This window comes from Massilia sp. ST3 (assembly GCF_018119405.1).
Classification (GTDB): Bacteria; Pseudomonadota; Gammaproteobacteria; order Burkholderiales; family Burkholderiaceae_D; genus Telluria.
This window is the reverse complement of record NZ_JAGPWC010000059.1, coordinates 17,587-32,073: the sequence shown is the minus strand read 5'-3', so window position 1 is coordinate 32,073 and position 14,487 is coordinate 17,587. Positions and strand designations below refer to the sequence as shown.

Sequence of the window (14,487 nt, the reverse complement as noted above, 5' to 3'; positions counted from 1 at the left end):
CCCGCGGGGGGGGGGTTGTGGGGGGGGGGGGGGGGGCCCCCCCCCCCACGCGGTGATGGTTAGCGGTGGATTTGCCGCCAAACGTGGGCATTTGACATCGTTTCGAGCAAAAACGATGCGGTGCGTAGCGCATGCGCCGGTTGAACGCGTCGGCGGCAAAGCCGCCAACCCGACGCAAGACTGTGTCGGCGATCAGCCTACCTTCGGCCGCTGCAACAACTCCTGGTGCGCACTGCGCAGCATCGCCTCCGTCTCTTCCCACCCGATGCATCCATCGGTCACCGAGCAGCCGTACTTCAGCTGCGACAGGTCTTCCGGAATCGGCTGGTTCCCCGACACGATATTCGATTCGATCATCACGCCCACCAGCGACCGGTTGCCGTGGCGGATCTGCTGGATCACGTCCGACATCACCAGCGGCTGCAGCTCCGGCTTCTTGTAGCTGTTCGCGTGCGAGCAGTCCACAACCAGGTTGGCCGGCAGGCCCGCCTTCTTGAGCGCGCCCTCGGCGATCGCCACCGACACCGAATCGTAGTTCGGCCGGCCGCCGCCGCCGCGCAGCACCACGTGGCCGTAGGCGTTGCCGCTGGTGCGCACGATCGACACCGTGCCCTGGCCGTTGATGCCCAGGAAGGCGTGCGGGTTGGCCGAGGACAGCACGGCGTTGACCGCGATGCTGACGTCGCCGTCGGTGCCGTTCTTGAAGCCGACCGGGGTCGACAGGCCAGAGGACATCTCGCGGTGGGTCTGCGATTCGGTGGTGCGCGCGCCGATCGCGGTCCAGGCGATCAGGTCGCCCAGGTACTGCGGCGAGATCGGGTCCAGCGCCTCGGTCGCGGTCGGCAAGCCGAGTTCGCACACGTCCAGCAGGAACTGGCGCGCGCGCTCCATGCCGACGTCGACGCGGAAGGAGTCGTCCATGAACGGATCGTTGATATAGCCCTTCCAGCCGGTGGTGGTGCGCGGCTTCTCGAAATACACCCGCATCACCAGCACCATGGTGTCCGCCACCTCGGCCTGCAGCGCCTTCAGGCGGCGCGCATAGTCCAGGCCCGCTTCCGGATCGTGGATCGAGCAGGGGCCGACCACGACGAACAGGCGGTCGTCCTTGCGGTCGAGGATGTTGCGCAGGGTCTCGCGGCCCTGCATCACGGTGGTGACGGCGCGGTCGGTCAGCGGCAGCTTGGCGTGCAGCTCGACCGGGGTCGGCATCTGCGCGAAGGAGCTGACGTTGGAGTTTTCAATGGCGGGCGTAACGATCATGGTGCTCATGGTGCGAATCAATGTTTTCTTTAGGGGGTTGACCAGTGTAGACGCAAATTGCTGCACTTGCACACCCCCCATTGGAAATTCCCGCCCCGCCTGCCGGCCGGACAGGGGCGGGCGCCGGCAGGCGCAGCGCGTTCCCGTGTATCCTGTTGCCATGAACACGGACATCGAACACTTTGCCGCCGCCCCCTTCATCAAGGAAATCGGCCGCGGCGTGAAGGGTGCGCGCAGCATGTCGCGCGAGGATGCGCGCCGCCTCTATGGCGCCATGCTGGACGGCCGGGTCTCCGACCTGGAGCTGGGCGCGATCCTGCTGGCCATGCGCATCAAGGGCGAATCGGTCGAGGAGCTGGCCGGCTTCATGGACGCGGCCGAAGCCTCGTTCGCGCCGCTGCCGGCGCCCCCCGGGCCGTTCGCCCCGGTCCTGATCCCCAGCTACAACGGCGCGCGCAAGCTGGCCAACCTGACGCCCCTGCTGGCCCTGCTGCTGGCGCGCGAAGGCGTGCCGGTGCTGGTGCACGGCGTGCGCACCGACCCGGGGCGGGTGACCACGGCCGAGATCCTGGCCGAACTCGGCCTGGCGGAAGCCGGCTCCACGGCCGACATGCTGGACGCCTTCGCCGCCGGCCGCCCGGCCTTCCTGCCGATCGAGCGCCTGGCGCCGGAACTGGCGCACCAGCTCTCGCTGCGCCGCATCCTCGGGGTGCGCAACTCGACCCACACCCTGGTCAAGATCCTCCAGCCTTTCGAGGGGCCGGCGCTGCGCCTGGTGTCTTATACCCATCCCGAGTACCTGGCGACCCTGGGCGAATACTTTGGCAGCGCCGCGCCCGCCGAGCGGGGCGACGCCTTCCTGATGCGCGGGACCGAGGGCGAGACGGTGGCCAATCCGCACCGCGCCCAGCAGATCGACTGGTTCCACGCGGGCGTGCGCACCGTGCTGGTCGAGCGCGACGCCCCCGCCGACGAACTGGCCCAGGTGCCCGACACGCGCGACGCCGCCGCCACCGCCGCCTGGATCGCCGGCGCGCTGGCGGGCGAGCTTCCCGTGCCGCGTCCGATCGCCGCCCAGGTGGCCCGGTGCGTGCAGGTGGCGCGCGCATTGCGGACCTGAACACCCGTCCTCTCCTTTCCTTGATCCAGCCTGGCCGTAGCCTGGTGCGCCGTGTCGCGTCCAGGCTACGCTTTCGTTGGTTTGCAACAACGTCACTGTTGGCTAGAGGGTGTCAACTAGTACTTTTATTAAAGTTGAGGCCTTAGCATGTCGAAACTATATTTCCATAGATATTGGTTATTCATGACTATATCTATCTTATAGAAAGATGAAATCACCTATACAAGAATGACGAATATGCAATTTGTTTGCGCCATGGCAATAAATGGTCGGTAAGTTTGTCGTAAGAAATATGATTTTCTACAAGAAAGTGGCTATTATTTTTCCGCAACATAACAAAACGATACCGATCAGCAATATCCATTGTTATCAGGAAGATATTTAGATCGGGTCGTGAGAAAAATTTCCGGCGCACGCCGGTTTGCCAATTTCTGAAGGATGACCAGAATGACCAAGCACTTCCGCTTCACCTCCAACCGCCTGGCGCTCGCCACCCTGGCCCTGGCTGCCGCCGCTGCCGCCGGCAGCGTGCACGCCGCCGTCGCCACCGCCACCTCGACCAGCACCGTGGTGGCCCCGATCGCGATCACCAAGACTGCCGACCTGTCCTTCGGTAACTTCGCACCGGGCGCGGCGCCTGGTACGGTCACCGTGAGCCCGAACAATGCGCGCGCCGTCAGCGGCGGCGTGACCGCCATGGCGGGCACCATCACGGCCGCCCAGTTCGACGTCACCGGCCAGTCCGGCATGGGCTATTCGATCACCCTGGGCGGCTCGACCAGCCTGACCTCGGGTTCGGACACCATGGCGTTCGCCACCGTGAGTGACCTGACCGCCAGCGCCATTACCTCGGGCAACGTCACCGTCGGCACCCTGACCGCGGGCGCGCAGAGCATCTTCGTCGGCGGCGTGCTGACCGTGGCTGCCAACCAGCCGGCCGGCACCTATACCGGCACCGTGACCGCCACCGTCGAGTACAACTAAGCCGGTGCGGCGGCGTCGGAGCTGAATCGTGCAAGGACGCCGCCGCCACGCTGTTCCACGCGCCGGCCTCGTGCCGGCGCTCCTGCTTCTGCTGGTGCTGGTGCTCGGCGCATCCGGCGTCCAGGCCCAGCAGATCGTGCTCGGGACCACGCGCAACCTCGACTTCGGCCGTTTCGTGGCCGGCAGCGGCGGCACCATCACGATCAGCCCCACCGGCGTCCGCTCGCGCACGGGGGGCGTCATCCTGCTCAATTCCCCCACCGCATCCCAGGCCGGCTTTAATGTCGGCAGGAACGGTAATGGCGGCTACAATAAGGGCGTGATCATTTCGATGCCGAGCAATGGCCAGATCCGCCTCAGCAACGGCAGCAACAGCATGGCGGTGAGCGGCTTCACCAGTTCGCCCTCCAACATGGCCACGCTGCCGCCGAATGGCATGGCGCTGTCGATCGGCGCCACCCTGACCGTGGCGCCGAACCAGGCCCCGGGCACCTATAGCGGTTCGTTTCCGCTGACTGTCAATTTTCAGTAGGACTTCATCATGCTTCACCCGCAGTGCTTCTCGCCGTTTTCCCCGTTCTCTTTCCAGCGCCTGTCCGGCGCACTGTTCGGCCTGTTTCTGCTGGCGCTGGGCTTGCCCGCCCAGGCCGAGCTGATGCTGCACCCGACCCGCATCGTGTTCGAGAAGAACCAGCGCGCCGCCCAGATCGAGCTGATCAACAACGGCACGAAGCCGGCCAGCTACCGCATCGCCCTGGTCAACCGCCGCATGACCGAAGCCGGCCAGTTCGAAGCGGCCGACACGCCGGCGGCCGGCGAGCGCTTCGCCGACAGCATGCTGCGCTATTCGCCGCGCCAGATCACGCTGCAGCCGGGCACCGCCCAGACCGTGCGCATCATGCTGCGCAAACCAGCCGACCTGGCCGAAGGCGAATACCGCTCGCACCTGCTGTTCGACAAGCTGCCCGACGCGGAAGGCGAGGCCAGCATCGAACAGCGCGGCGAGAACAGCCGCATCGGCGTGGTCATGAACGCCCTGGTCGGCGCCTCGGTGCCGGTGATCGTGCGTCACGGTACGGTGGACGCGAGCGTCAAGCTGGCCGGCCTGGCCGTGCAGTACGACGCCACCCGTCGTCCGCTGCTGGCCATGCGCTTCGAGCGCGAAGGCGGCAGCTCGGTGTACGGCGACGTGAACGTCAGCTTCACCCCGCGCGGCGGCAAGACCCATACGGTGGCCCAGGTCGGCGGCATCGCCGTCTACACCCCGAACCGGGTGCGCCAGGCCGCGCTGCCGCTGCAGCTGCCGTCCGGCGTCAGCCTGGCCGGCGGCACCCTCGAAGTGGTATTCCGCGAACGTCCGGAAGCGGGCGGCAAGCAGCTGGCCCAGGCCAGCCTGGCGCTGCCTTGATGCGCAGCCGGTAATCCAGCAGGCGCGGCAGCATGCGGAGGATGCGGACGGCCAGTCTGGCGGCGGCGCTGCTGCTGTCCGTGCTGCCGCCCGTGCTCGCTCCGCAGGCGCAGGCCGCGCCTGCGCAGAAGCTCGACGCCAACCTGGTCCTGCTCGAGGTCCGGCTCGGCAATCAGCTGCTGTCGGACGCCGTCACCGGCTACGAGATCGGGCGCGACGTCTACCTGCCGCTGGGCGAGATGGCGCGCCTGCTGACCCTGGCCATCCGGGTGGCGCCGGGCGAGGGCAGGGCCAGCGGCTACATCCTCAGCGAGGAGCGCGGCTTCAGCGTCGACGTGCCGGGCCGCGTGGCCGACATCGAAGGCCGGCGCGAGGAACTCGACCGCGCCCAGTTCAAGCTGCAGTCCGACGACATCTACGTGGCCAGCAAGCTGATGGCGCGCTGGCTGCCGGTCGACCTCGACCTGGACATGTCGAGCCTGGCGCTCAAGGTGCGTCCGCGCGAACAGCTGCCGATGCAGGCGCGCCTGGCGCGGCGCGAGCGCGGCAGCCAGCCTGGCACCCCGGGCGGCTACATCGACCCCGGCTATCCGCGCCTGTCCACGCCTTACCGCCTGGCGGACACCCCCTTCATCGACCAGACCCTGAGCCTGTCGAGCAGCAAGACCGGCGGCCGGCGCCAGACCGAGGCCGCCTACGCGGCCTACCTGACGACCGACCTGGCCGGCATGGAAGCGGCCCTGTACGCCAGCCGCAACCGCCACGATCCCGACGCCGGCCTGCGCCTGACCCTGGGCCGCCACGATCCCGACGCCGGCCTGCTCGGCCCCCTGCAGGCGCGCACCGCGCTGTTCGGCAGCGTCCAGGTTCCCGGCATGGCCAACGTCGCCTCGAGCAGCCCGACCGGCAACGGCGCGGTGCTCAGCAACCGTCCGCTCAACCAGCCCACCAGCTTCGACCGCCACACCCTGCAGGGCGCGCTGCCGCCGGGCTGGGACGTGGAGCTGTACTACAACGACGCCCTGGTCGGCTTCCAGCAGTCGCGCGGCGACGGCAAGTACAGCTTCGAGGACCAGCCGCTGGCCTATGGCCCCAACGAGTTCCGCCTGGTGTTCCACGGCCCGCTGGGCCAGCTGCGCGTCGAGCGCCAGAGTTTCCTGCTGGAGCACTCGGCGGTGCCGCGCGGCGCCCTGTACTACGACCTGGCCGCGCACCGCGACCGCTTCGGCCAGCCGCGCGCGCTGGCCCAATTCGAGTGGGGCGCGAGCGACTGGCTCAACGCCACCGGCGGCTGGCAGCGCCTGGCCCTGCCGGACGGCGCGCAGCGCAGCTACGCCAACCTGGGCCTGCGCAGCTACTGGAAGGGCATGATCGGCACCCTGGATGCGGTCCAGGGCGACGATGGCGGCAAGCTGGCCCAGCTGGGTGTCAAGACCCGCCTGGGCCAGGTGGCGCTGACGGCCAGCCGCGCCAGGCTGGACAAATTCAGCAGCGAATTCTTCATGCCCGGCGCCGACCCGGTGCGCGTGCGCGACGAAGTGCGCGCCGAAGGCGTGATCGCGCCCGGCGGCAACAGCTTCTACCCGCTGGCGCTGCAGCTGCGCCACGACCGTCTGGCCTCGGGAGTGCGCAACCTCGACCTGCAGGGCCGGGTGGCGGCCTACCGCGATGGCATCGCCCTCAGCAACACCCTGCGCTGGCAATCGCTGGGCGGCCAGGACCTGGGCGACGGCCTGTTCCAGGTGAGCCGCCGGGTGGCCGGCATCGGCCTGACCGGCCAGCTGCAATACCTGATCGCGCCCGATACTGGCCTGGGCAGCGCGGCGGTGGCGGCCGACTATACCCTGAACGACGGCTACCTGCTGAACCTGGGCCTGACCCGCGTGTTCCAGGACCGCGAGCTGCGCCTGACCGGGGCGCTGAACAAGAGCCTGGGCAGCTACGGCCTGGGCGTGAACGCCTTCTACTCGAACCGCCACGAATATGGACTGGGCGTGCAGTTCTTCATGGCCATGGGCTGGGAGCCGCGCGCCATGCGCCTGAGCACCGACGCGCAGCCGATGGCGAACATGGGCGCCGCCTCGATCCGCGTCTTCCTCGACAAGAACCTGAACGGCCTGATGGACGACACCGACGAGCCCATCGCCGGCGCCGGCTTCACGGTCAACGGCGCGAACTACCTCACGCGCACCGACGCCGCCGGCCTGGCCTACCTGGCGCGCCTGCCGGCCCACCAGCACACCGACATCGGCGTCGATCCCGGCACGCTCGACGACCCCCAATGGCAGCCAAGCGTCCCCGGCGTGCGCATCGTGCCGCGCCCGGGCAAGGTCAGCCAGATCGAGTTCCCCGTCGCCGTGACGGGCGAGGTCGACGGCACCACCTACCTGTACGCCAACGGCGCCCGGCGCGCGATCGGCGACCTGCGGCTGGAGGTGGTGGACGGCAAGCGCAAGGTAGTGGCCAGCACGGTCAGCGCGGCGGACGGCTATTACGTGATCACCGGGGTCTTCCCGGGCGACTACTTCCTGCGCGTGGCGCCGGACCAGCTCAAGCGGCTGGGGCTGACGGATACGGGGATGCATCTGATCACCATCGGGCGGGAGGGGACGGTGTTGAATGGGAGGGATCTGGATGTGAGGGAGGGGGATGGGTAGGTTCGTGGCCTGCATGCAAACTTAGGTTCCCGCCTTCGCGGGAATGACGTGCTGAGGGTGCATGGTGTAAGCAAGTTCGTCGTCCGCATCCTTAAGACCGTCATTCCCGCGAAGGCCGGAACAATGCTACTAGCATTGTTCCGCCCAAGTTTGTTCGCAAACATTCAGCCCCGAGCGCTATCGCACACCCCACTGAACCGTATACAATGGCCGGTTTGGCGTTCCCCACCCCCACCCCAGCATGGCAAAACAATACGATGTAGCAGTACTCGGCGCAGGCGCCGCCGGCATGATGTGCGCGGCGGTCGCCGGCCAGCAGGGCAAGCGCGTAATCCTGCTCGACCACGCCGCCAAGCTGGCCGAAAAGATCCGCATCTCCGGCGGCGGGCGCTGCAACTTCACCAACATCAACGCCGGTCCGGCCAACTTCCTGTCCCAGAACCCGCACTTCTGCCGCAGCGCCCTGTCGCGCTACACGGCCCAGGATTTCCTGGCGCTGGTCAAGAAGCACCGCATCGCGTACCACGAAAAGCACAGGGGCCAGCTGTTCTGCGACGACTCGTCCGAGCGCATCATCGCCATGCTGCGCGCCGAATGCGAGGCGGGCGGGGTGGACCTGCGCATGCCGGTCAAGATCGCCGGCGTGCAGAAGACGGACGCCGGCTTCCTGGTCTCCACGGACAGCGGCGAGCTGGAAGTGGCCAGCGTGGTGGTCGCCACCGGCGGCCTGTCGATCCCGAAGATCGGCGCCACCGACCTCGGCTACCGCATCGCCACCCAGTTCGGCCTGAAGGTGATCGAGCCCCGCCCCGGCCTGGTGCCGCTGACCTTCGACGGCCCCAGCTGGGAACCCTTCGCGCCGCTGGCCGGCATCGCCCTCGAGGTCGACGTCAGCACTGGCAGCGGCAAGGGGAAGGGGGCCCTGCGTGGCCAGTTCCGCGAAGACCTGCTGTTCACCCACCGCGGCCTGTCGGGCCCGGCGATCCTGCAGATTTCCAGCTACTGGCAGCCCGGCACGCCCATCGTGCTCGACCTGCTGCCCGAGATGGATGTGGCCGAGACCCTGATCGGCGCCAAGAAAACGGAAAAAAAGCAGCTCGGCAACGTGCTGGCGCAATGGCTGCCGGCGCGCCTGGCCGACGGCCTGCTGAGCGGGAACGGCTTCGACCCCAGCGCCCGCCTGGCCGACATGCCGGACGCGAAACTGCGCAAGCTGGGCGACGCCATCAACCGCTGGGCCATCGTCCCGACCGGCTCGGAAGGGTATAAAAAGGCCGAGGTGACCCTGGGCGGCGTCGACACGCGCGAGCTGTCGCAGCAAACCATGATGGCCAACAAGGTGCCGGGCCTGTACTTCGTCGGCGAAGCGATGGACGTGACCGGCTGGCTGGGCGGCTACAATTTCCAGTGGGCCTGGGCCTCGGGCGTCGCGGCCGGCCTCGCGCTGGGCAGCCCGAACTGACGTGGTAATTCAGGCACAAGTTGATAAAAGCTTTTACTGAAAACAAAAAGCTGCTAGAATTTCGTTCTTCCCTAAATCCAACGGTTTGATTTTTACATGACCACTATCCGCCTTAAAGAAAACGAGCCGTTCGAAGTCGCTATGCGTCGCTTCAAGCGCACTATCGAAAAGACCGGTCTGTTGACGGAACTGCGCGCCCGCGAGTTCTACGAAAAGCCGACTGCTGAGCGCAAGCGCAAGCTGGCAGCTGCAGTGAAGCGCCACTACAAGCGCATCCGCAGCCAGCAATTGCCGAAGAAACTGTACTAAGACAGTCCAGTGTCCTCGATCCGGTGACGGCAATCCTGTCCCGGCGAGCGCTGATGTCCGCAAGCCCGCTCCGGTTGTACCGCGGCGGGTTTTGTCGTTTATATCCACCGAACACGGAGAACCCATGAGCCTGAAAGCACAACTGACCGACGACATGAAAGCGGCGATGCGCGCCAAGGAAAGCGCCCGCCTCAACACCGTCCGCCTGATCATCGCCGAGATCAAGCGCAAGGAAGTCGACGAGCAGACCGAACTGAACGACGAGCAGGTCGTGGCCGTGATCGAGAAGATGGTCAAGCAGCGCAAGGATTCGATCTCGCAGTTCGAAGCCGGCGGCCGCGCCGACCTGGCCGAGATCGAAAAGGGCGAACTGGCCATCCTGTCGGCCTACATGCCTGCCGGCCTGTCGGACGAGGAAATCGCTGCCGAAGTCGCCGCCGCCGTGGCCGCCACTGGCGCCGCCGGTCCGCAGGACATGGGCAAGGTGATGGGCGTGCTCAAGCCGAAGCTGGCTGGCCGCGCGGACATGACCGTGGTGTCCGGCCTGGTCAAGAAGGCGCTGACTGGCGCTTGAGCCGCACGCAAGTAAAGTAGTTATAAAGTTAGCCGAAAAACCGTCGTTGCCGCCAGTGGCGGGAACGACGGGGATACGCTGACTACCCGGCATCGCGCCGCGTGTGTTTCAGGCAAGCCCATCCAAGGCTTGCTCTTGTTGTATGTCAACTTGCAGCAAGCGCTGCGGTATAGTCTGAGTCCAGACAAACACTGAGTAAGTTAAGTGATTCCGCAATCATTCATTACAGATTTGCTCAACCGCGTTGATATCGTCGACGTGGTCGGCCGTTATGTCCAGCTCAAGAAGGGCGGGGCGAACTTCATGGGCCTGTGCCCGTTCCATAACGAAAAGTCCCCCAGTTTCACCGTCAGCCCGACCAAGCAGTTCTACCACTGCTTCGGCTGCGGCGCCCACGGCACCGCGATCGGTTTCCTGATCGAATATTCCGGCCTGGGCTTCGTCGACGCCGTCAAGGACCTGGCCCAGAACGTGGGCATGATCGTCCCCGACGCCGACGACAAGATCCCGCCGGCCCAGCGCGCCGCCCAGCAGGCCCAGTCACTGGCCATGACCGACGCGCTGACCCAGGCCTGCGCCTATTACCGCGCCCAGCTGCGCGAAGCTCCGAACGCGATCGCCTACCTCAAAAGCCGCGGCCTGACCGGCGAAGTGGCCGCCCGCTTCGGCATGGGCTACGCGCCCGGCGGGTGGGACAACCTGCGTTCCGTCTTCCCCGACTACGAGGCCCAGGCCCTGGTCGAGTCCGGCCTGGTGATCGACAAGGTCGACGAGGAGGGCAACCGCCACAAGCGCTACGACCGTTTCCGCGAGCGCGTGATGTTCCCGATTCGCAATACCAAGGGCCAGGTGATCGGCTTCGGCGGCCGCGTGCTCGACGGCGGCGAACCGAAATACCTGAACTCGCCGGAAACCCCGCTGTTCCAGAAAGGCCTGGAACTGTACGGCCTGTTCGAGGCGCGCCAGGCGATCCGCGACGCCGGCTACGTGCTGGTGACCGAAGGCTACATGGACGTGGTAGCGCTGGCCCAGCTTGGCTTCCCGCAGGCCGTGGCCACGCTCGGCACCGCCTGCACCAGTACCCACGTGCAAAAGCTGCTGCGCCAGACCGACGACGTGATCTTCAGCTTCGACGGCGACAAGGCCGGCCGCCGCGCCGCCCGCCGCGCGCTCGAGGCCTGCCTGCCGCAAGTGTCGGACGACAAGACCATCAAGTTCCTGTTCCTGCCGCAGGAGCACGACCCGGACAGCTTCGTACGCGAGCGCGGCGCCGAGGCCTTCGAGCAGGAAATCCAGGACGCGATGCCGCTGTCGCAATTCCTGCTGCGCGAAGTGACCCAGGAGCATGACCTCGACACGCCCGAAGGCCGGGCCCACGCCCAGTTCGAGGCCAAGCCGCTGCTGCAGGCCATGACCCCGTCGGCCCTGCGCCTGCAGATCGTGCGCGGCCTGGCCAGCATGACCCAGTCGACCCCGGCGGAGATCGAAAGCCTGTTCGAGTTGTCCAAGCCGGTGTCGGTCGCGCGCCGCGCGCCGCCGCGCCAGGGCCGCCCGGTGCCGGTCGGGCTGGAGCGCCAGATCATGCGTATCCTGGTCGCCCATCCGCACCTGGCCCTGCTGCTCGACGAGGCTGCCCAGGCCTCCTTCGATCACCTCGGCGAGGAATCCGGCGAGCGCATGCGCTACCTGGTGCAAACGGCCCAGGAACTGGGCGAGGGCGGCACCTTCGCCGTGCTGTCCCAGATATTGAAAGAGGCCACCGGCGAATACGACCAGCTGATCGCCGAGATCGGCGCGGAACCGGAATCGGAGGCCGACGCGGACCGGATCTGGCTGCTTAGCGCCGTGCGCCAGATCAAGATGGATGCGTTAAAACAGGAACTTAACCAGTTGTTTTCTTCCGGCCTGACCCCAGATCAGGTGAGTGCTCGCTATCGCGAAATCACAGCTCAGCAGGACCTCTTGGCCCGCGAGGCAGCCGCGGAAATGACGCCTCGATGACCCCGGGCAAGGCCCAGTGTTCGCAACTGGAAAAAGCAGGGGTGCGTGCTATAATAAAACGCTAACTATTGCAACTGTTGAAACGATTTTCGGTTCAATCGCGGCGTGGTGTTTCAGTTAGCGAGGCAACAGATGATTGCCTGCAGGGTGATGTAAGGTAACAAAACTTTATCTTTAACCATCGTAAAGTTAGTGTCGTTGTGACATCGAAAGCGCCTGTGCCAACCAAGAAACCCGAAACCAACGTGGCTGCGAAAACCACGAGAGCCTCCGCCGCCAAGGTGGACAAATCGCAAGACAAGGCCGAGGTTCGTACGGCGAACCCCGCGCCTGTCAATCAGACGACCGATGCGGCCGCCCTGGCTGCGATCGACACGTCCGGCTATGTCCTGCCGTCCGTCAAGGTGCCGGGACGCCGTGGCCGCAAGCCCAAAGAATTCACGCCCGAAAACGACGAGATCGCCGCGCTGAACGCGGTCGAGCGCGCCGAACTGAAAGCCGCGGACAAGGCCAAGGCCAAGGACCGCAAGGCCAAGGAAAAAGCGCTGCTCAAGGACGCCTTCTCGTCCGACACCGAAGCCAGCGAGGAAGAGCTCGAACTGCGCCGCAACAAGCTCAAGGCCCTGATCAAGTCGGGCAAGGAGCGCGGTTTCCTCACCTATTCCGAGATCAACGACCACCTGCCGGACAACATCGTCGATCCGGAAGCGATCGAAGGCATCATCGGCACCTTCAACGACATGGGCATTGCCGTCTACGAGCATGCGCCCGATGCCGAGACCCTGCTGCTGTCCGATAATGTCCCGAACGTCACGAGCGACGATGAAGCCGAGGCCGCCGCCGAAGCGGCGCTGTCGACCGTCGACTCCGACTTCGGCCGCACCACCGACCCGGTGCGCATGTACATGCGCGAGATGGGTTCGGTCGAGCTGCTGACCCGCGAAGGCGAGATCGAGATCGCCAAGCGCATCGAAGACGGCCTGAAGGACATGATCCAGGCCATCTCCGCCTGCCCGGTGACGATCGCCGAGATCATCGACGCCGCCAGCAAGATCGAGAAGGACGAGATCAAGATCGACGAGATCGTCGACGGCATGGTCGACCCGGACGAAGACGAGCAGACCTCGCCGACCGCCGTCGCCCCCACCTCGACCGACGACGAGGACGACGACGAGGACGAAGAGGAAGAAGCCGAGGAAGAGGAAGAGGAAGCCTCCGGCGCCTCCGGCGCGGCCGGCTACTCGGCCGAGCAGCTGGAAGCCCTGAAGGCCGCCGCCCTCGGCAAGTTCGACGAGATCGCCCAGCAATTCGACAAGATGCGCAAGGCCTTCGAGAAGGACGGCTACAACTCCAAGGCCTACATCAAGGCGCAGGAAGCGATCTCCAACGAGCTGCTGGGCATCCGCTTCACGGCCAAGGTGGTCGAGAAGCTGTGCGACACCCTGCGCGGCCAGGTCGACGAAGTGCGCCACATCGAGAAACAGATCCTGGATGTGGCCGTGAACCGCTGCGGCATGCCGCGCGCCCACTTCATCAAGGTCTTCCCGGGCAACGAGACCAACCTGGAATGGGTGGACGGCGAAGTCAACGCCGGCCACGCCTACAGCGCCATCCTGGGCCGCAACATCCCGACCATCAAGGAACTGCAGCAGCGCCTGATCGACCTGCAAGCTAGAGTCGTGCTGCCGCTGCCGGACCTGCGCAACATCAACCGCCAGATGGCGGCCGGTGAAATGAAGGCGCGCAAGGCCAAGCGCGAGATGACCGAGGCCAACCTGCGCCTGGTGATCTCGATCGCCAAGAAGTATACCAACCGCGGCCTGCAATTCCTCGACCTGATCCAGGAAGGCAACATTGGCCTGATGAAGGCGGTGGACAAGTTCGAATACCGCCGCGGCTACAAATTCTCGACCTATGCGACGTGGTGGATCCGCCAGGCCATCACCCGTTCGATCGCGGACCAGGCGCGCACGATCCGTATTCCGGTGCACATGATCGAAACGATCAACAAGATGAACCGGATCTCGCGCCAGATCCTGCAGGAGACCGGCGCCGAGCCCGATCCGGCGACCCTCGCGATCAAGATGGAAATGCCGGAAGACAAAATCCGGAAGATCATGAAGATCGCGAAAGAGCCGATTTCGATGGAAACGCCGATCGGCGACGACGACGATTCGCACCTGGGCGACTTCATCGAGGACAACAACACGCTGGCGCCGTCGGATGCGGCCCTGCATGCATCGATGCGCGGCGTGGTGAAGGACGTGCTGGACTCGCTGACCCCGCGCGAAGCCAAGGTGCTGCGCATGCGCTTCGGTATCGAGATGTCGACCGACCACACCCTGGAAGAGGTGGGCAAGCAGTTCGACGTCACCCGCGAGCGTATCCGCCAAATCGAAGCGAAGGCGCTGCGCAAGCTGCGTCACCCGTCGCGTTCGGACAAGCTGAAGAGCTTCCTGGAAGGCAGCAGCTGATCTGTGTAGCAATTCAGGCTTGACGGGCCTGCTCCAAAAGCAATATGCTCTCGCCACTTCGCTCATCCGGTACCGCACCGGTGAGCAGGTGGCGAGTTCCTTGTCACCGTCCCGATTTCCGGGCCTCTAGCTCATGCCTGGTTAGAGCAGCGGACTCATAATCCGTTGGTGCCCGGTTCGACTCCGGGGAGGCCTACCAAGAAAAATGAAGGCTTACGCGAGTGTTCTGCGTAAG

General features: G+C 65.7%; 11 protein-coding genes and 1 tRNA gene. 11 read left to right on the top strand and 1 reads right to left on the bottom strand.

The genetic code is table 11. The annotated features are described in order from the left end of the window. Positions 1-192 precede the first annotated feature (192 nt). Positions 193-1,263 (bottom strand): 3-deoxy-7-phosphoheptulonate synthase, encoded by a 1,071-nt coding sequence (locus tag KBW98_RS18055; RefSeq protein WP_211521551.1) that lies wholly within the window; start codon positions 1,261-1,263, stop codon positions 193-195. Between the two features lie 160 nt (positions 1,264-1,423). Here KBW98_RS18055 and ybiB point away from each other — a divergent pair, with 160 nt between their 5' ends. The 11 genes from ybiB to KBW98_RS18000 all read left to right on the top strand — a co-directional run bounded on the left by ybiB (position 1,424) and on the right by KBW98_RS18000 (position 14,451). Further along, positions 1,424-2,383, top strand: coding sequence for a DNA-binding protein YbiB (gene ybiB, locus KBW98_RS18050; RefSeq protein WP_211521548.1), 960 nt, complete (start codon positions 1,424-1,426; stop codon positions 2,381-2,383). Positions 2,384-2,830: 447 nt separating this feature from the next. Further along, a complete protein-coding gene (locus KBW98_RS18045; protein ID WP_211521547.1) occupies positions 2,831-3,367 on the top strand; it encodes a DUF4402 domain-containing protein in 537 nt (178 codons plus the stop codon). Positions 3,368-3,395: 28 nt separating this feature from the next. Then, positions 3,396-3,899: a DUF4402 domain-containing protein gene (locus KBW98_RS18040; protein ID WP_211521546.1), complete on the top strand. Its 504-nt coding sequence runs from the start codon at positions 3,396-3,398 to the stop codon at positions 3,897-3,899. A 9-nt stretch (positions 3,900-3,908) separates the two neighbouring features. Then, positions 3,909-4,775, top strand: a complete 867-nt coding sequence (locus KBW98_RS18035; RefSeq protein ID WP_211521545.1) for a molecular chaperone — start codon at positions 3,909-3,911, stop codon at positions 4,773-4,775. A gap of 41 nt (positions 4,776-4,816) precedes the next feature. After that, positions 4,817-7,432 carry a carboxypeptidase-like regulatory domain-containing protein gene (locus tag KBW98_RS18030; RefSeq protein WP_211521544.1) on the top strand — a complete coding sequence of 872 codons (2,616 nt, stop codon included), beginning with the start codon at positions 4,817-4,819 and terminating at the stop codon, positions 7,430-7,432. Between the two features lie 241 nt (positions 7,433-7,673). After that, complete coding sequence (locus KBW98_RS18025) at positions 7,674-8,894, top strand: NAD(P)/FAD-dependent oxidoreductase (RefSeq protein ID WP_211521543.1); 1,221 nt, start codon at positions 7,674-7,676, stop codon at positions 8,892-8,894. A gap of 96 nt (positions 8,895-8,990) precedes the next feature. Beyond that, on the top strand, positions 8,991-9,203 hold the full coding sequence (gene rpsU / locus KBW98_RS18020) for a 30S ribosomal protein S21 (RefSeq protein ID WP_005665410.1): 213 nt from the start codon (positions 8,991-8,993) through the stop codon (positions 9,201-9,203). Positions 9,204-9,327: 124 nt separating this feature from the next. Next, the gene (locus tag KBW98_RS18015) at positions 9,328-9,777 is read left to right on the top strand and encodes a GatB/YqeY domain-containing protein (RefSeq protein ID WP_211521542.1); all 450 of its coding nucleotides are present in this window, start codon (positions 9,328-9,330) and stop codon (positions 9,775-9,777) included. Between the two features lie 204 nt (positions 9,778-9,981). Beyond that, positions 9,982-11,778, top strand: a complete 1,797-nt coding sequence (gene dnaG, locus KBW98_RS18010) for a DNA primase (RefSeq protein WP_211521541.1) — start codon at positions 9,982-9,984, stop codon at positions 11,776-11,778. Between the two features lie 218 nt (positions 11,779-11,996). After that, entirely contained in the window at positions 11,997-14,252 is a 2,256-nt protein-coding gene (gene rpoD, locus KBW98_RS18005) for an RNA polymerase sigma factor RpoD (protein ID WP_211521540.1), read from the top strand. Positions 14,253-14,372: 120 nt separating this feature from the next. Further along, a tRNA-Ile gene (locus KBW98_RS18000) sits at positions 14,373-14,451 on the top strand. The last annotated feature ends 36 nt before the right edge of the window (positions 14,452-14,487 follow it).